General features: G+C 60.6%; 18 protein-coding genes. 10 read left to right on the top strand and 8 right to left on the bottom strand.

The annotated features are described in order from the left end of the window. The first annotated feature begins 212 nt into the window (after nt 1–212). The 4 genes from NUW12_12925 to NUW12_12910 all read left to right on the top strand — a co-directional run bounded on the left by NUW12_12925 (nt 213) and on the right by NUW12_12910 (nt 4,748). Nucleotides 213–530, top strand: coding sequence for a MoaD/ThiS family protein (locus tag NUW12_12925; GenBank protein MCR4403646.1), 318 nt, complete (start codon nt 213–215; stop codon nt 528–530). A gap of 235 nt (nt 531–765) precedes the next feature. Then, the gene (locus tag NUW12_12920) at nt 766–1,125 is read left to right on the top strand and encodes a metalloregulator ArsR/SmtB family transcription factor (protein ID MCR4403645.1); all 360 of its coding nucleotides are present in this window, start codon (nt 766–768) and stop codon (nt 1,123–1,125) included. Between the two features lie 67 nt (nt 1,126–1,192). Continuing rightward, nucleotides 1,193–2,131 carry a permease gene (locus NUW12_12915; GenBank protein ID MCR4403644.1) on the top strand — a complete coding sequence of 313 codons (939 nt, stop codon included), beginning with the start codon at nt 1,193–1,195 and terminating at the stop codon, nt 2,129–2,131. Nucleotides 2,132–2,666: 535 nt separating this feature from the next. Then, on the top strand, nt 2,667–4,748 hold the full coding sequence (locus NUW12_12910; protein MCR4403643.1) for a family 10 glycosylhydrolase: 2,082 nt from the start codon (nt 2,667–2,669) through the stop codon (nt 4,746–4,748). Nucleotides 4,749–4,799: 51 nt separating this feature from the next. Here NUW12_12910 and NUW12_12905 read toward each other — a convergent pair whose 3' ends face one another. The 7 genes from NUW12_12905 to NUW12_12875 all read right to left on the bottom strand — a co-directional run bounded on the left by NUW12_12905 (nt 4,800) and on the right by NUW12_12875 (nt 9,581). Continuing rightward, nucleotides 4,800–5,216: an iron-sulfur cluster assembly scaffold protein gene (locus NUW12_12905; GenBank protein ID MCR4403642.1), complete on the bottom strand. Its 417-nt coding sequence runs from the start codon at nt 5,214–5,216 to the stop codon at nt 4,800–4,802. A 214-nt stretch (nt 5,217–5,430) separates the two neighbouring features. After that, nucleotides 5,431–6,342, bottom strand: a complete 912-nt coding sequence (locus NUW12_12900) for an ATP-binding protein (GenBank protein ID MCR4403641.1) — start codon at nt 6,340–6,342, stop codon at nt 5,431–5,433. A 143-nt stretch (nt 6,343–6,485) separates the two neighbouring features. Next, on the bottom strand, nt 6,486–7,340 hold the full coding sequence (locus NUW12_12895; GenBank protein ID MCR4403640.1) for an ATP-binding protein: 855 nt from the start codon (nt 7,338–7,340) through the stop codon (nt 6,486–6,488). Between the two features lie 64 nt (nt 7,341–7,404). Beyond that, complete coding sequence (locus NUW12_12890) at nt 7,405–7,827, bottom strand: NifB/NifX family molybdenum-iron cluster-binding protein (protein MCR4403639.1); 423 nt, start codon at nt 7,825–7,827, stop codon at nt 7,405–7,407. Between the two features lie 230 nt (nt 7,828–8,057). After that, nucleotides 8,058–8,432, bottom strand: coding sequence for a NifB/NifX family molybdenum-iron cluster-binding protein (locus NUW12_12885; GenBank protein ID MCR4403638.1), 375 nt, complete (start codon nt 8,430–8,432; stop codon nt 8,058–8,060). Nucleotides 8,433–8,453: 21 nt separating this feature from the next. Further along, a complete protein-coding gene (locus tag NUW12_12880; protein MCR4403637.1) occupies nt 8,454–8,930 on the bottom strand; it encodes a DUF5320 domain-containing protein in 477 nt (158 codons plus the stop codon). A 171-nt stretch (nt 8,931–9,101) separates the two neighbouring features. Next, a complete protein-coding gene (locus NUW12_12875; protein MCR4403636.1) occupies nt 9,102–9,581 on the bottom strand; it encodes a transcriptional repressor in 480 nt (159 codons plus the stop codon). 619 nt (nt 9,582–10,200) lie between these two features. On the opposite strand from NUW12_12875, the gene NUW12_12870 reads away from it, so the two are divergent. The 6 genes from NUW12_12870 (at nt 10,201) to NUW12_12845 (ending at nt 16,503) form a co-directional block, all read left to right on the top strand. Continuing rightward, nucleotides 10,201–10,626 carry a MerR family transcriptional regulator gene (locus tag NUW12_12870; GenBank protein ID MCR4403635.1) on the top strand — a complete coding sequence of 142 codons (426 nt, stop codon included), beginning with the start codon at nt 10,201–10,203 and terminating at the stop codon, nt 10,624–10,626. Between the two features lie 70 nt (nt 10,627–10,696). Next, nucleotides 10,697–11,680 carry an Mrp/NBP35 family ATP-binding protein gene (locus tag NUW12_12865; protein ID MCR4403634.1) on the top strand — a complete coding sequence of 328 codons (984 nt, stop codon included), beginning with the start codon at nt 10,697–10,699 and terminating at the stop codon, nt 11,678–11,680. A gap of 576 nt (nt 11,681–12,256) precedes the next feature. Next, the gene (locus NUW12_12860) at nt 12,257–13,789 is read left to right on the top strand and encodes a spore germination protein (protein ID MCR4403633.1); all 1,533 of its coding nucleotides are present in this window, start codon (nt 12,257–12,259) and stop codon (nt 13,787–13,789) included. Beyond that, nucleotides 13,786–14,901, top strand: a complete 1,116-nt coding sequence (locus NUW12_12855; GenBank protein MCR4403632.1) for a spore germination protein — start codon at nt 13,786–13,788, stop codon at nt 14,899–14,901. Before NUW12_12860 ends, NUW12_12855 begins: the two co-directional genes overlap by 4 nt. 5 nt (nt 14,902–14,906) lie before the next feature. Next, nucleotides 14,907–16,133 carry a Ger(x)C family spore germination protein gene (locus NUW12_12850; GenBank protein ID MCR4403631.1) on the top strand — a complete coding sequence of 409 codons (1,227 nt, stop codon included), beginning with the start codon at nt 14,907–14,909 and terminating at the stop codon, nt 16,131–16,133. Between the two features lie 151 nt (nt 16,134–16,284). Next, nucleotides 16,285–16,503, top strand: coding sequence for a hypothetical protein (locus NUW12_12845; protein MCR4403630.1), 219 nt, complete (start codon nt 16,285–16,287; stop codon nt 16,501–16,503). Nucleotides 16,504–16,642: 139 nt separating this feature from the next. Here the strand turns inward: NUW12_12845 and NUW12_12840 are convergent, their stop codons facing one another. Continuing rightward, on the bottom strand, nt 16,643–17,602 hold the full coding sequence (locus NUW12_12840; GenBank protein MCR4403629.1) for a DNA adenine methylase: 960 nt from the start codon (nt 17,600–17,602) through the stop codon (nt 16,643–16,645). Between the last annotated feature and the right edge of the window lie 131 nt (nt 17,603–17,733).

Raw genomic sequence — 17,733 nt, 5'->3', positions numbered from 1 at the left:
AACATGAAACTACCATCTGTTAGAGCCTAATGTCCAAAACCAGGGGGTCGGTCCGCTTGCGCAAAGGAGGGAGACTCCCTGCAAAGGCCGAATAAGTCTTCGGGACCGTCCCCCGGCCGATCATCCCTCGCGGGCAGAGCTTCTTGACGCCTTGCTCAGGAAGGAGTGAGCGCATTGGCCGGCGGAGACATGATATCACGAGGTGAAAGGCGATGTCCATATCGGTGTCGGTCCGTCTGGTGTTTCCCTGGGATCACAGGGAAACGTCAGTTGAGTGTCCCGAGGGCGCCAAGCTGGGGCAGATCCTTGAGGAATTCCTTGAGCGCAAACGTAAGGACCTAGAGAGAGACTGTCCGGACGGCATGAAGAGGTTTGTGCAATCCCTGCTTGATGGGGATTTCGCCGGCTTCCTGAAGTCGAGCATGGTCTTGCTGAACCAGGAGCGTGTCGCGGTCTCGGAGGGCGGATTAGATAAAGAGGTCTCCGGCGGGTCCGAAATACTGGTAATCCCGCCCATCATCTCAGGATGACGAGAGACTGCTCTGCATCGACACGGCGAAGAGAGGGTCAGTTTCGGCGCGAGTGGCTTGCAGGGAGCGGGCTGACAGCTCGAAGGGGTCCGAACGCGCTGCTCGGGGACTTATCCGAGCCGTTGACGGCGCGCAGCCGCCGTGATACGATTTTCATGAGGCATCTATGTAGCGGCCGCGAGCCGCATGTTTTATGGGCCCTATATCATGATTGATTGATGTAAGGATGAGCGACATGGAGGAACTACTGGAGAAGCTCAAGCGCTTCGAATCGACCGCTTATGACTATGTGAGCAGGTTCAAGGCTCTTGCGGATCCCACCAGACTCAAGATTATGTTTCTGCTGAAACATGGCGGCGAACTGTGCGTCTGCGACCTAACAGAGGCTCTCGGGATCGCTCAGTCAGGTGTATCATATCACCTGCGTGTCCTCCAGGAAGCTGGGCTCATCGAGAAGAGGGAGCATGGCACGTGGTCGTACTGCAGTCTGAATGAGACTACCGTGAGCGAGATTCTCAGCCCGAAATGCTGCTCGGTGCTGGGCCTCTGTGGTGATACCGAACCCTGGGACCCGCGATTCCGGTGGCCGCGATGAGCGCGGTGGTGGATGAAGACGATGAAGCCACCGCGGAAAACACCGTGTGAGAAGAGGCGAGGCGCAAGTGGACCTTAACACCATCTCGACGGCAGGCAAGTTCTTTCTAGCGATCACAGCGGAGCTCGTGGTGTTGTTCATCGCCATCAGCTTCCTCGTGGGGCTCATTCAACAGCTGGTTCCAGAGGAGACGGTTGGGAGGATCCTTTCACGTTCCCTCAAGGGCTGGCGGGGCAATATCCTTGGGGCATTGTTCGGAGCTCTAACCCCGTTTTGTTCGTGTTCGACGATCCCCGTCCTGGTCGGTCTGCTCAACGGAGGAGCACCCTTCGGTTCCTCGATGTCGTTCCTCATTGCCTCGCCCATACTGAACCCGGTCATAATCGGGCTGCTTCTGGCATTGCTTGGGCTGAAAGTGACGACCGTGTACGCCGTCTTCTCCTTCATGGCGGCGGTCGTGACCGGCGCGCTGTGGGAGCGGATGGGGCTGGCTAGGGAGGTCAAGCGAGTCAAGATCCTGGGAGGGAAACGTGCCCAGGAACAGGCTGAGGAAGCTGTGGCAGGCGAGAAGGCAGAGACCTGCGTGGGTGTCATCAGGCGCAAGCTGGAGTGCGCTTTGAGGCAGGCTGCGGTCCTTTTTCGGCAGGTGTTGCCGTATCTTCTCATTGGTGCGGCCATTGGATCATTCATATACGGCTGGGTGCCTCGCGAGTTGGTCGTGCGGCTGGCAGGAGAGGGCAATCCGCTGGCAGTGCCTATCGCGGCGGTCATTGGTGTGCCGTTGTACATCCGTGCAGAGACCGTCATTCCCATAAGCTCAGTGCTTGTCGACAAGGGAATGAGCATCGGCACGGTCATGGCTCTCGTCCTGGGTGGCGCAGGCGCTAGCATCCCCGAGGTGCTGCTCCTGAACGCCATATTCCGAAAGCGTCTCGTTGTTGCCTTTGTGATCACCATCTTTGTGGTGGCGACGGTGGCAGGATACTTGTTCAATATGCTTCTGTAGCCGGTCGGACTCGCTGCTCCGATGGATGGTGTCAATCGTTGCGCAGGGCATCGCCGCAGGGCTTGGTAGAATCCTGGCTTGTCGGGTTTCGTTAGCTTGTCGTCGGCGGCTGACGGGCGGGCTGTGTCGGGCGCAGGCTGCGTGGGAAGAAAGACAGAGAGTAGGAAAGACAGGGAGGTGCTTGGTTTGGGCCAAGGTAAGGAAAACAACAGGGGATTCCTCAAGAGGATCATAGGGTCGGTGTCGGCGACGAAACGACCAACGAACACTGAGGAGGCGAGACGCGAGTCACCTGATTCAGAGGGGTCCGCGTGCTGCGGTCCGAGTGGGTCTCGTCGGAAACCTTCGCCTGGCCACGGCGGGTGTTGCGACATACGAATAGTCAGTCTAGAAGAAGACGAAGACGCTTAGAGGGATTCCGCCGCAGGCGTGGAAGTCTAGAGAAAGAGCAAGAGAGCAACGCAGCTAGGGTTTGATTTCGGGACCTTGCGAACGAGCGTGGGGCGAACAGCATGGCGGCGGAGTTGATTGATCTGTGACCCAGGATGTCCGGACGTGGATAGCGATCCTGGCGTTGTCGACCCTGGTTGCGTCTTTGGGGTTGTCAAGCGAGGCAGGAGCCGGGACCTTGGTCACCGACGGGCGGTTTGCCGTCGGCATCTGGGTGGACATCGGGAGCATTCCCCGCGATAGTGCCGGCATATGCAAGATGCTGGACGGTCTCGCAAAGATGGGCGTCATCGACGTGTACGTGGAGGTGTTCAACAGAGGTCTCACAATATACCCGAGCGCCGTGTCCGTGGCCTACGGCCTTCCGGGTCAGAGGGACGGCTTCAGAGACGCGTTCGGAGGTCAGGATCCTTTACGCATACTGGTAGACCAATCGCACCTCCGGGGTTTGCGCGTCCACGCATGGATGGACGTGCTCTACGTGGGGTTCAAGGAGCGAGGCCATCTCCTGGATATGTACCCGTCCTGGGAAACCGTGGCTCGCGACGGATCAAGGGGCTACGGGCCTCCGACTGGGCGGCAACACTGGCTGTCCCCGGCCAGCGCGGGGGCGAGGCAGTTCCTCACAGCCCTCGTAGATGAGCTGGTCTCGCGGTACGACGTTGATGGGGTTCACTTCGACTACATTCGGTATCCGGACCCGATCGGCGGCGATTGCGGGTACGAATGGGATTGCGTGCACGGCTTCACGGAGAAGTATGGTGTGAATCCGCTAGGTATCGACGTGCGTGGCGCCGAACGCGGCGACTCAAGGGCCCTGCGCGAGCTCGCTCTTTGGAACACCTGGCGAGCGTCCAAGGTCACCGAGCTTGTGAGCGCTCTTGCCCGGGCCATCAAGACGAGACGTCCCGGGGTGTTGGTATCGGCGGCCGTCACCCCCGCAGGTGTCCCTGATGGCCCGTATCCGGGACTCTTGCAAGACTGGCCTGGGTGGGTACGTTCTGGTGTCCTGGATTACGTGGTTCCCATGACGTACACCTCGAGATCGGAGGAGCTTCGAGGACTTGCGCGATGGACTGCTCTCCTGCTGGGCCAGCCGAAGGCGCCCGCGTGCGGAGTGCAAATGTGGAAGCGCGACTCCCCGGATGACGTCGTGTGCCAGCTCAAGATACTGAAGGAGGAGGGAGCAGCGGGAGCCGTCCTCTTCGCCCAGGCGTACCTCACGTCCGACGTCGCATCGGCGGTTCGAGACTTCCTTGTTCCTGGGGCCCCGACGGCCAGCTCCGCCTCCGGCTCTGCCTCTGCCAGTGTTGCGGCCACCGCCCATGATGTCGCTCCCGCGGCCACTGGCCCGACCGCGGAGGATGCGGACTCCCTCGCCCCGAGCCTCGCCCCGAGCCTCGCCACTGCCGTTCTTTCCGGAGGGGAAGGGCAGTCCAGTGCGCTCCTACCCACGGTAGCGGTTCCGTTCGTGGACCCGCCTCCTCGCGTCGATGGCGAGCCATCCGATACTGCCTGGCTCAAGGCGACCCCGATCAGCTTGTGTTGCGACGTGATGAAGCCTGGACGCACTTGGCCTAAACGGTGTGCCCAGGCGAAGATAGTTCACGACGCAGACGGACTGTACTTTGCGTTCACTGCTTTCGCCCCTCCCGTGCCTGACTCGCCGTCGCTCAGCGACGGAAACCGCGTAGGCGGCGGTAACGGTGCGGGCGCCGGACGCGGAGGACCCGTGGCTACTCGGGATGGGCCGGTGTTCTACGATGACTCAATTGAGATCTTCATCGACCCGACGTGCTCCGGAAGCCTCTTCTATCATTTCGCGTTCAACTCCTTGGGAACGCGCTACGACGCGACCAGGCTTGGCGGGCCTTCGTGGGACCATGACTGGGTGGTCGCAAGTCGGGTCGAGGACGGTACGTGGCTTTCCGAGGTTTTCATACCCTTCGAAGCATTCGGAAGGAGCACGGATGGCTGCGAAGAATGGCGATTGAATGTCTGCTCCAATTCGCCCTATGCCTCGCCTGACGGGGGCAGATTCATGAGCTGGGCCCCGCTTCCCGGCATCTATGCGGCTCCGCGCTACTTTGGCAACATGAGGATCGGCTGCGGTGACCAAGGCACCCGTGAGGGCGACACGAGTCCGGATGAGCCGGCCGGAGAATGACACGGATGCCGCGGCGCCCGAGCGATGCCGTTCTTGAAAGATGCGATTGTCCTAGCCTGCGGCAGGCTCGGCATGCTGGTTGTTAGCTGCGCGTTTCTTGGCTTTCGAGATGCAATCGAGAATGGCCAAGCGAAGCGCGGCCGGCCCCAGCACGGAGCAGTGGATTTTCTGGTCCGGGAGACCCCCGAGTGCCTTGAGTACGTCTTCGTCAGAGATTTGATAGGCTTCCGCGAGAGTTCTACCCATGGCCAGCTCGGTGGTCACGCTGGTGGTTCCGATGGCCGCCGGACAGCCGTACAACTTGAACTTGACGTCCACTAGCCTCCCGTTATCGACCTTTATGAAGATCTTGAGATAGTCGCCGCATGAGGGGTCGCCGATCATCCCGACCCCGTCAGCATCGGGGATCTCACCCACGTTTCTGGGGTTGAGAAAATGCTCCAGAACCTTCTCATTGTAGTAGAACACGTTTGCCCATCCCTGCCTTTGAGCTGAGCCTTCGAATAAGCCTTCGAACGCGGACGCGAGAATGCAACGGTGACCTTGACTTGGGCAGTCTCGCTCACATCGATCAGCTCCTCATGGGCCATTCGCGGTCTCCACGCGTCTCACATCTCGGATACCTCGTGTGCACCCTACCACGGCCGAGCGCCATCCGGGCACGCATCACAAGGGAGGCGGTCTACCCAAGGCGCGACGAGACCTCCGTCCAGACTTCTCGCATCGCTCTTGAGGCTCTTCCCTCCGTCCGACCGGCGCCTGCCGGGGACATCACCGCTGGCGCCCCTCTTGCCAGGGCATTGACGACTTCTTCATCGAAGGGTATCCTTCCTGCGAGCCGTATCCCCTCTCTTCGACAGTATCGCTCGATGTCTTCGGTCCTGCCTTCGTCGAGATCGTACTTGTTGATGCAGACCATCGCGTTGACGCCGAAGTGCCTTGCGAGCTCAAGGATCCGCGCCATGTCGTGCGATCCGGCGACCGTGGGTTCCGTCACGATGAGGGCTAGGTCCACTCCCGAAATGGACGATATCACCGGGCAGCCTATCCCGGGCGGGCCGTCCGTGATGATATATCCGGATCCTCGTTCTTCCGCTATGGACCGAGCCTGGCGGCGCACTTGGGTTACGAGCTTGCCCGAGTTCTCCTCAGCAACGCCAAGCCTGGCGTGGACGAGAGGCCCGTACGGCGTATCTGAGATGAACCAGTGACCTGAGAGGTTCTCGGCCATGGTTATGGCTCCCTGGGGGCAAGCATGGGAGCACACCGCGCATCCCTCACATGAGACGGGATCGATGCGGATCTCGCCCTGAAGCACGCTCCTGCGACCGCTTCTACCCACGCTGATCGCGCCGAACCGGCAGACATCCACGCAGACGAGGCACCCGTTGCATCTTTCGCTGTGGAGCACAGCCTTCTTCGAGCCGTAGAACTCCTTGGTCTCGCGCACCTGGGGCTTGAGGAGAAGGTGGAGGTCAGATGCGTCCACATCGCAGTCAGCCAGGACCTTGTTCTCTGCCAACACCGCGAACGCTCCGACCAGGGAGGTCTTCCCCGTGCCTCCCTTGCCGCTTACGACCAGTAGTTCTTTCACGTTTACTTCATCCCTTCGACTCCAGAGCTCCAGCCCACTTGCTCACTTGGACGGCTCGTTCAGCTTCTGCGACCCGCGTCTGCGACGCTCGACTCTCGCCGGGCCGCTGGCACCGGGAGGGTTGGCTCGAGGTGAGCGCCGGTCTAACCAGCTTTCGCCAAAACGCCAATCCTTCGCCACAGACCCCGGAAAGCCTCCCGAAGCTCCGGAAACTCCTCCACGAGCCGTCCTCCCCTGGCGTAGCACGCCGCATACCTTCGGTCGAAGGCGATCTCCAGCAGTACGGGTATCTTCTCGCACCTGCAATACGCCAGCACGTCCTTGTTGCCGAGTCCCGAGCGATTGATAACCACACCGAAGGGAACGTCCAGTTCTCTTGCCATGTCGACCGCCAAAGTGAGATCGTTGAGACCGAATGGCGTTGGCTCGGTCACGAGCACGCAGAAGTCGCTATCCTTGACGGACGCGACCACAGGACACGACGTGCCGGGTGGAGCGTCCACGATGACGACCTTTGGCCGGGCGCGGTCGATCTTGGCTTTTACCGCCCTGACTACCGGGGGAACCAGAGGGTTACCGACGTTGACTCTGCCTTGGACGAACTCGATCCGTCCCGCGCGCCCGCATTCGACGATGCCTATCCCCCTCGGCTCTTCCGATATGGCACCTACCGGACAGAACCGAGTGCATCCCCCGCATCCGTGACATAGCTCGGGAAAGACCATCACCTGGGTGTCGATGGCGATGACCGCGTTGAAGGCACAGACTTCGCCGCACCTGCCGCACCCGTTGCATAGTGTCTTGTCAACGACCGGCACAGGCAGGGTGACCTCTTCCGAGACCTCGATCGCGGGGCGAAGGAACAAGTGCACGTTCGGTTCCTCGACATCGCAATCGACTACTTGTACAGGCATGTCGCCTGAGAGAGTCAAGGCGAGATTCACCGCTACAGTGGTCTTTCCGGTTCCGCCCTTTCCACTCGCTATCGCTACAACCATCAGCTGTCTCCACCGTTTCGCATCTGCCGCGGGGCCGGTTGCCGCGGGGCCGGTCGCGGCCGGCTCACCGGCCGCATCCTCCGCGATGCTCGTCGTGGTGCTCGTCGTGTCGGTCACACCCCTGGTGACGATCACCGTGCTCGCACAGGCTTTCTCCAGGTTTGAGCGAGCCCGTGAGGTACGAATCAATTACCTCGGTCACGAGCCCTGAAGCTCCCGTCACGGTCTGGATGTTCTTCTCGGCAAAAAGACCCTGCGCCCTCGGTCCCATGCCGCCGGCGATGATGCACGAAACCCCGAGCTTCGAAAGATATTCGGGCAAGAAGCCCGGTTCGTGTCCTGGGTTGGGGATCACGATTTTGTCGGTCACCTTTCGGCTATCGTCCACCGTAACTATGGTGTACTCGGGACACCGGCCGAAGTGTGCCGCAACCATAAGGCCGTCTGTCGCCACAGCGATCTTCACTATCCCTGCAACCTCCTCCAATTGCGGCGCCTCCACTGCTGGACCCTGTGGGGCGCCGCGAGTCTTCGTCACTGCTCCCTGACAGCACGATCACGGGGATCGCCGGCGCTCGCGCGTGATAAGGGACAGAAGGTCTTGGATGCCCGCGTCGGACACGAATTCGACTGGGGCGCGACACGGGCAGTGCATCTGCTTGCAAAGCTCGGCACCGGCAACCCTTCCGCGAGCCAGAGTCGCTCGCAGATCTTCGCTCAGCGCATATGTCCCATCCCAAAATGCGAGCTCACCGTGGCTTCCGATACTGTCTTCAGGTTACCTTCTCTGAACGCTTTGAGAGCTTCCCGCACCGTTCCCGAGGTCACGGTGTAAACCTCGATACCGGCCCCCCTCAGAGCTCGTGCCGCGTTAGGACCCACATTTCCGGTGATGACCGCATCAACCTTGCGGTCTGCGAGGAATTGAGCGCTCTGGATGCCCGCGCCACCCGACGCCGCGAGGCTCTGGTTGGTGAAGGCCTCAAACCTCTCGGTGTCCGAGTCGATGATCACGAAGTACTGGCACCTTCCGAAGCGCGGATCGATGGGTGCGTCCAAGTCCCTGCCCTGAGCGGTTATTGCCAATGTCACTTTACCATCCCCCTCAGCGAGCTACCTGTCTTCTTCGGTCTTGCCCTTTTCAGGGCCAGACAGCTCTTTGAGGCGTTCTTCGACCGCCTTGAGCTCTTCCTTAAGAAGCTCCGCTTGCCCCTTCAGAAACGCAATCTCCTCGTCAGCCGCAGCCTTGGCTGCCTCCTTCGGATCTCCTCCCGCGTACGGGGCCCCCGCCACGGGGGAGCCGTAGTACATGGGGTAAGCTGCTGCGGGTGCGGGCCAACATCCTGGAGCCCAGCTAGGGTAGGCAAATCGTGCCCAACCCGGCAGCCCGGTTGCGTAGTACATCCGTCTCCAACCTCTGCCGCGGCCAAACCCGACTCCCCAGCGGACATGGGGTCCACGCCAGAAGCCCGCGCCCCCAATGCCAACCGGATTCATGTACCCGGGAACAGGGTACCCGGCGCAGTATCCTGCCGCCCTTCCTGTCATCGGGCCTAGACCCGCAGGGCCTGTTCCGTCTCCTCCTGGCATCTTCCACACCTCCTTCAGTCCTGCTGTGTCCCTTTCTTTGCTGTCACTGTTGTCTGCTACCACTGTTGCCACCACCTCCTACGGCCTCTTGCACCGGCCCTCCCTCTTCGCCACAAACCAAGGCCTCGTCTCATGACCCAGCGGTCCCCTTCCATCGCCTCGTGGCACAGCTTATACCCCCCTTAGTCTCGGAGTTTCTTGTCTCTGTCCGCAGCGTCTTTGTTCGCAGCTTTCACAGTAACCGAAGATTTCCACTGATCCACGGGCCACCTGAAAGTTTTGGGTCTCTGCGACCACTTCCACCAGGCCTTCGGGCAGCACACCGCGGACCTCGAATACCCTTCCGCAGCCAAGGCAGATCAGATGGCAGTGCGGCTGAGAGTGCTTGGGAATGAGTTCGTAAGTCGCGGGTCTCTTTCCAACGGCCAGCTTGCTGACGAGCCCCAGCTTTTCCAGACCGGAGAGAGCGCGGTATACCGTTGCCATGCTCAACTTGGAGCCAGTAGCATTGGCGGTCTCGTGGATCTCCTCTGCTGTCAGGTGCTGGCCCGGATGGCTTTTCAGGGTCTCCAGCACGGTTCGGCGCTGAGGGGTGATTCGGAAGCCCTCGGCAGACCTTCTATCCGGTTGTTGAGGAACGCTTTCCATCATGACCCTTATACCTCTGGGTGTCTGTGAGTAATGTTCATAAGCTCATTACTAGTATACCCGCCATTGTGAACATATGTCAAGAATCTGGGTGAAAAGATCCCTTTGAGGCTTTCCGCTGTCTTGGCGTCATGCGCAGACCGGCTACCTCCTAATGAGTGCTGCGCCGCACTGAGGGCAGGTCATCCGGTAACAAGGGATCCCCCGTTGATGGGGCACGACCGTGCCGCAGGCCGGGCAGACGCATTCCCCCACAGGGCCTGCTCCAGCCTTAGGTCCCCCCATTCGACTCATTCCTCTTCCAAAGCCGCCTCCGAAGCCTCCGCCAGTTCCCGGACCCTGCCCCGCAGGGCCAGTGCCATCGCGTCGCGGCATCGTATCCACCTCCATAACCTCGTGCATGTAGCAAGCATATGCTCAAAACAAGTATAGGATCTCTCCGGTCTTCCGTCAACAGGAAACGCAAGGAACACACCAAGAAGAGGACGGCCCTTCGAGGCAGCTATCGGAGAACCACCATGATAACACATCGACATATTCTAGAGAAGTTATTTACAAACGCTATTAGTACATATAGAATGTGCCTGGGCGGTGTCCACGAGTCGAGAAGGAGGTGCCCTGCTTGGTCGTCAGTGAAAACGTGCCAGTGTATACCATAGGGGTCATCGCCGATCTCCTTCACGTTCACCCCGAGACCCTTCGGATCTGGGAGCGGCACAAGCTCGTGAACCCGGTTCGCCGAAAGGGGCATCGCCTGTACTCTGCGAATGACGTCAGACGGCTGAAGTTCATCAGGTGCTTGACCGAGCGCAAGGGCCTCAACCTCGCCGGCGTCAGACAGGTTGTGGACATGTATCCGTGCTGGTGGCTCGACAATTGCCCCGGTGGAACACGGAAGGAGCCTGGTGCGCGCACCAAGGCTTGCTGGAGGGAGGAGGGAACGCACTGCCACATGGTGCTCGACAAGGCCGACTTGTGCTCAGGATGCCGCATATACGAGAACCGGGCACGATGCGAGTCCTGCGTGAGGCGCCAAAAGGATTCGTGAAGCGCGGACCCTTCCTCATCGAGAGCCTCAAACCGACGAGCGTGCCATAGAAGGGATAGGAGGATGACTTATGAGCGAGACCAGACAAGACCGCGAGATGGAGGGAGACCGCCACCCGCAAGCGACTCCCCAAGGAGCCTGCTCTCCTGAGGACTGCGGTTCGTGCCAAGAGGCAGCGAAAGGCACGTGCCCGCTGGGACACGAAAGAACCGAGAGCGACGAGCCTCACCCGGACAAGGGGAAATCGGCCATCGAGAAGCTCCCCCAGAGCCAGTTCAATGACATTCGCCATGTCGTGGCGATCATGAGCGGCAAGGGCGGAGTCGGGAAATCGTCCGTCACGGCCCTCCTCGCCACAGCCTTCGCGAGGCAGGGATATAGCGTAGGGGTGCTCGATGCGGACATAACGGGTCCGAGCATCCCGAAGATGTTCGGCATCAAGAAACGCGCGGACAGCTTCGAGTTTGGACTGCTCCCGGTGCAAAGCGAGACCCTGAAGATACCCGTCATGTCCATCAACCTGCTGCTCCCGCATGAGGACGATCCCGTCATATGGCGCGGCCCCATAATCGCGAACGTCGTCAAGCAGTTCTGGACTGACGTCGTCTGGGGAGACCTCGACTACCTCTTCGTTGACCTCCCGCCGGGCACCGGGGACGCTCCACTCACCGTCATGCAGTCGCTGCCCTTGGATGGGATAGTGATAGTCTCGTCACCGCAAGACCTTGCTGTGATGGTCGTCAAGAAAGCCATCAAGATGGCGAGGATACTAAAGACCCAGCTCTTGGGCCTCGTGGAGAACATGAGCTACGTCATGTGCCCGCACTGCGGGGCCAAGCACGAGGTTTTCGGGCCGAGCAGGGGGCAAGCCGTCTCAGGGGCTACTGATGTGCCACTCCTCGCCACGCTGCCGCTCGACCCGAAGCTGTCTGAGCTTTGCGACAGGGGACGGGTCGAAGATTACGAGTCAGACGTGTTAATGAGCGTTGTGGACTTCATCGTCAAGATCGTGGACCACATCGAGAAGCTGAAGGCAAGAGAAGCCAAGGCGTGAGTATGAGCGCGAGTTCGACGCAGCGGCGGTCGAGCGACGGTCGTTTGGCGGCGCGTCTGGGCGGGAGTGCGAGGCCCGCCGTCGCCCTGTCGCGACCGTCGCTGCCGGCCCGTGTGATGCCGTGAGGCGGGGGCAGGGTGGGGCGCCCCCGAAGACTTAGTTGACTCCGATGACGTCGTTCAATGCGGCTCCCCCTCATACAGGCACGATAGCGCTCCCCGCCAGAGACGAATCCGCGTTTTCTTCCGCACGACTAATCCCACATGCGTCCGGCCGGCTATCGCCGCGCGATCGCTCCTCCTCGGTTTGAGTCCGCTGATTCCTCCGCAAGACTCAGGGACGGCAAGTATAAACCCGTTCGTTAGAGGCAAGAGTGATAATGAGCCTCCAGTACCACTATCACCTGGTAGCTCCCTGGCCCCACGAGGTGACCATGGCGAGGGGTGGTGGACTCAGCGCGAGGGGAGGTGAGGGGCACTGTTCGACGCGTTGCTACGGGCTCTCTTACGGCGAATAGCGCGCGCACGTGCGTCTGAACGAGCGGAGACGCGTCCTTCGGAGCCGCAGGGGCGACGGATATCACCGGACCTAGCCGTCAATACCGAGGAGATCAAAGCCGCGTTCGGCAATAGCTCAGACCTGGCGTTGCGGGAAATGCGCGTCGGCGCCAGGGGCACTGTCTCCGTCCTCGTGGTTCACATAGACGGTCTCGTGGACAAGAGGCTTCTCGTCGAGATGGTCATCGAGCGCATCACCGATGCCGAGCGCGACTGGAGCGGCGCGAAGGAAGCGTACGAGGACCTCAAGGCCCGTCTCCTCGCGACGAGCGGAGTCGAGGAAGTCGACTCTCTGGACGACTTCGTCGACGGCGTCGCTCGCGGAGACGGCGGAGTGCTGATCGACGGGGTTGGAAAGGGACTCGTCTGCGCCGTGCGTGGCTGGGAACACAGAGCCGTCGAGGAGCCGACCTCTGAGGCCACGGTGAGGGGATCCAAAGAGGGGTTCGTGGAGGCGCTCCGCACGAACACGAGTCTACTGCGCCGCAGGATCATGGGGCCTCAGCTTCGGATAGAGGAGATGACGATCGGGCGTATCACGCGGACCAGGGTTGCCGTCGCGTATGTCGAGGGGGTGGCCAACGAGAAGATCGTTCAGGAGGTGCGGAACCGGCTCAAGAGGATCGATGTGGACGCCATCCACGAGAGCGGCACCATAGAGGAATTCATCGAGGATGCCCCGCTTTCTCCCTTCCCGACCGTATGGCGCACGGAACGACCTGACAGAGTCACCTCGGGCTTGCTCGAGGGCAGAGTCGCGGTTCTCACCGACGGCACCCCGTTCGCTCTAGTCGTTCCAGCCACGTTCACCATGTTCCTTACTTCCAGCGAGGACTATTACGAGCGGTACTTCATCGGGTCGGCGATAAGACTGCTCAGGACGGCCGCGTTCATCATTTCACTTACGCTGCCCGCGTTCTACGTGGCCGTGACCACTTTCCATCAAGAGATGCTCCCAACTCCACTCGTGCTGAGCATCGCCGCTCAGAGGGAGGGCATACCATTCCCCGCTGTAGTTGAAGCCCTTCTGATGGAGTTTGTCTTTGAGACCCTAAGAGAAGCGGGTATCCGTTTGCCTCGGATAGTCGGGCAGGCAGTCAGCATCATAGGGGCCCTGGTCGTCGGGGACGCGGCCATACGGGCGGGTCTTGCCTCGCCGGCCATGGTCATGGTAGTGGCGTTCACCGGGATCGCGTCGTTCGCCACTCCGGTGTTCAGTCTAGCTATTGCCGCACGGCTCCTGCGTTTCCTCCTCACCGCACTAGGCGGGGCACTCGGACTATTTGGCGTGGTCGGCGGGTTGTTCGCCATATTCATTCACCTGACCTGTCTACGGTCATTCGGGGTGCCGTATCTGGAGCCGCTTGCTCCGATGGTGTTCTCCGACCTCAAAGATGCCTTGGTTCGGGCACCCTGGTGGGCGATGAGGACTCGGCCCCAATACATAGGCGGAAAGGCTCCCATCAGGCAGGCGCCCGGGCTTCGCCCCAGGCCTTCTCCTCCCGAAGAGCGAGAGATCCACCATCTTGACGACCTGGAGGACGAAGAATGACCAAGGTCGAAGGCGGGAGGATATCAGCTAGACAGCTTGCCGGGCTGCTCGTGTTGACGCGGCTGGTCCTGGTGACCATGGCGTTTCCGACGGCAGCAGCGGTTCAGCAGCCGCAGGACGCTTGGATTGTGGCAATAGTCGGGACGGCGATAACCGTGCCTTTCGTAATGCTCGTCGCTTACCTTGGGATCAGGTTTCCTGACAAGACCGTCATTGAGCAAGCGGAGTTGCTGTTGGGCAAGTACCTGGGGAAGCTCGTGGGCATGGTGCTCATATGGTACTGGGTCCTAGTGGCCTCCAGTACCGCGAGAGAGGTAGGAGAAGCGTACACAGTCGCTGTCATGCCGGAGACGCCGATCATCGTTTTCATGGTTGGGGCCGTGCTCCTCGCGGCGAACGCCGCCCGGAGCGGTCTCGAGGTCGTGGCACGGCTAGGGGAAAGCACCATGTGGGTTGTTCTCAGCCTCGCCTTGCTCGTGCTGGTGCTTCCCTATGACCAGATGAATCCCAAGAACCTCGCCCCGGTTCTTGCGCGAGGATTTCGCCCACTCATCGCTCCGATCGGGATGATCGCCTCCTTCTACCTGGAATTGATCATCCTCGGCATGGTCATTCCCTGTCTGACTCGGCCGAGGGACGCGACGCGCTTTTCACTATACGCGGTTTTCGTCAGCGGGCTGGTGATGACGTGGTTCGTGGTGGACTTGGCGGCTGTATTCGGACCTTGCGCGTCGGACATTGTGATGCCGGCTTTCAGCCTGACCCGTATGATCAGCATCGCCGCCTTCTTCGAGAGGATCGAGGCTGTCATCCTTGCGGCCTGGACCCTGAGCGGAGTGATCAAGCTGGCTCTGTTCCTCTGGGCGAGCGCTGTCGGACTTGCTCAGCTGTTCGGCGTCTCGCGGTATCAGTCGTTCGCGTATCCGCTTGGCGCAATGATCGTTGCCTTCGGCATCCTGTTCTATGACAGCAACCCCGCTTTGCAGAGATTCCTCGAGTTCGAGAACTTCGGAATCTACTCCTTCGTTGTTATCGTAGGCACAACACTTGTCCTTTACGCTACTGCTCTCTTACGAGGGAAGCTCTACCCCGGCCGTGATCGTCGGAGGTGACCCGGGTGTTGTCAAAAGGGCTCAAATGCGTCGTTCTCTTGCTCCTCCTCGCGGTGGTCTTGGCAAACACGGCCGGGTGCTGGAACCGAAGGGAGATAGAGAGCTTGGGATTCGTCCTCGCTGCCGGACTCGATGAAGCGGCGGAGGAGGGCAAGATTCAGCTCACGGTTCACATAGCGAAGCCTTTTGCCATAGGAGGCGGAGAGGGCGGACGCGCGGCCACCGAAGAGAGGCCTTTCTGGTCAGTGAGCAGCACGGGATACACCGTGTTCGAAGCCGTGCGGAACCTCTTGTCACAGTCGCCGCGGCGCCCGTTCTGGGGTCACAACCGGTTCATCTTAATCGGTGAGGAGTTCGCGCGGAGGGGCCTCGCGGACGCTCTGGACGTCATTGCACGCGACGGAGAGTCGCGCCGTCGGGTGTGGATGATAGTTGCCAAGGGGGCCAAGGCCTCAGATCTTCTGCAGGTTGAGTTCGAGCTCGAGCGAATGCCGTCGGAAGGTGGCATGGGCATTTTGGAGGGTGCCCGCAGGGGACTCTCGACTGTCGGCGAAGGAATGCTGAACGATTTCCTGCAGAGACTCAAGGGGGAAGGAATAGAACCCATAGCCACTCGGGCGGAGATCGTTCCCAGGCCGCAGAGATTCGACATTCGCGGGGAACTTGAGCGGGAGACTATGGGCGGAACGGCCAGGCTCACCGGGGCCGCGGTTTTCAAAGACGACCGTTTGGTCGGCTGGCTCGACAAGGAGGAGACGAGGGGGTACAACTGGATCGCGGGCAAAGTGCGGAGCGGGGTCATCGTCATCGAGAACCCTCGCGAGCAAGGCAAGTTCGTGGGGCTCGAGATCCTCGGGGCGAGGAGCGGTTTCAAGCTGGAGCTCAAGGACGGCAAGGTCGGGGTCACGGTGAAGGTTGAGGCTGAGGCCAACGTGGCCGACGTCCAGGGTTTCGTCGACCTCCTCGGGACACCGGAAATCTGGTCCAGTATGGAGCGGAGGATGGCAGCCGTGATCGAGAACGAGGTGTTGGCTGCTGTTGCTAGAGCGCAAGAACTCGGTTCGGATATCTTCGGGTTCGGCGCCGAGCTCAACCGCAGGTACCCGAGGAAATGGAGCGAGGAGTTCAGGGACAGATGGGATGAGGAGTTTCGCAAGGTAGATGTGAAGGTCGAGGTAAAGGCGAAACTTCGAAGGATGGGCCTAACGCTCCAGAGCCTGGACATAAGATGACGTCTCGGGGTAGTGACGTCTTGAAGCGTCAGGGGCGCGCCGCTGTTCCGGGCGAACGTTCGCCGCCCTCCGCGTCGCCCGGGGACCGCGCCGGGCGGAGAGGGCACCGGGCTCAGTTGGAACCAGGGGCGCCGTTGGGGGGGAATCGTGGGTGCAGGCAGTGTTGTTGATACTTGCGTTCGTCGCCATCATTGCGTGGGAGATGCCAGGAATACTGCGGAGAAAGGAACGCGGTGAACTCGCGCTCTTCATCGCGCTCGTTCTCATTGCTTTCGCGGTAAGCTTCCTCCAAACGATCGGAGTGCCTGTTCCAAACCCCGTCAAGGGGATCGAGTTCCTCACGGGAAGACTGGTCCGTTTGTTTGAATGACGACGGCCTCGCTTCCGCCGAGTCACGAGGCCACCGAGTCACGAGATCACCGAGTCACGAGACCACGCGGCCTTGGTCCGCTGGCCCTTGGCCGAACAAGCCTCCTGGCGTCCAGTCGACGTTGGATGCGCCTCGCTTCTCAGTAGTTCAGCACGAGGACTTCGGGAACAGCGCCTCTCCTTTCTCTCTTGCAGTTGATGTGCCGCCTCGCCATCAGCGTCTCAATCCTGTATCCGCTGTATAGTCGCTGTACCAGAGGCGAAGCTGAGTTGCTGAGCATCAAGTAGCATCCTCTTGCGTCGAGTTCATGGAACACGTCCGCAAGCCGCTCCTGTTGAGATTCGTCAAACGCGTCCGGGGTGTAGCCGGTGAACCTCGCCGTCGTGCTGATCGGCTGGTAAGGCGGGTCAAAATACACGAAGTCGCCAGGTCGCGCCCGGTCGAGCACGACTCCGAAGTCAGCGACCCTGACGTCCGCTCGTTCAAGGGTCTTGCTGGCAAGGCGCAGTTGCGCTTCGTCGGCGTAGACGGGGTTCTCGTGCCTGCCGTACGGCACGTTGAACTCGCCCCTTCTGTTCACGCGATACAGTCCGTTGTAACAGGTCTTGTTGAGGTAAATGAACCTCGATGCTCTCTCCACCGGGTCCAGGAGGGCCGGGTCGAGAGCTCGGATTTCATAGTAGTACGCCCGCTCGTTCTTGTGTTTCTTGAGGCTGCGTATCAACGAATCGCAGTCGTCCCTGACGACGAGGTACGCGTTGATGAGCTCTTCATTGAGGTCGGACAGGAATGCCGCCGCTGGAGCAAGGTGGAAGAACAGCGCACCTCCGCCCACGAAAGGTTCGTGGTAGGCGGCGTAGTGCCTGGGCAGACGCGCAGCGAGCTCCTCCACGAGTTGCCCTTTGCCTCCGGCCCACTTCACGAAGGGCTTTTGTGCCCCTCTGCCACCACCATTGCCGGGCACCGGTACCTCTGAGAGCGGGGAGTCGGTGTTCACGAACCACAGCCTCCTACGACCGCAACCCTTACTGAATTCCATGCAGATGCGAGTATCCCTCTTGCACGTCTCGTTACACGTCGTCTCGTCACGCGTCGGCACAGCCTGGTGCCTCGTAGCGCATGGGCTCGGGGACGCATCCCGAACTTCTTTCGCGATAGAGCGTCGATAGAGCGCCGTTAGTGTAAAGTTAGAGTAGGCGAAGTAGGGGAATCTGGGAGGGATGAAGAAAT

This window comes from Bacillota bacterium, assembly GCA_024653485.1.
Lineage (GTDB): Bacteria > Bacillota > SHA-98 > UBA4971 > UBA4971 > UBA6256.
The sequence above is the reverse complement of the archived record's forward strand: the minus strand, read 5'-3'. Positions and strand labels throughout refer to the sequence as shown.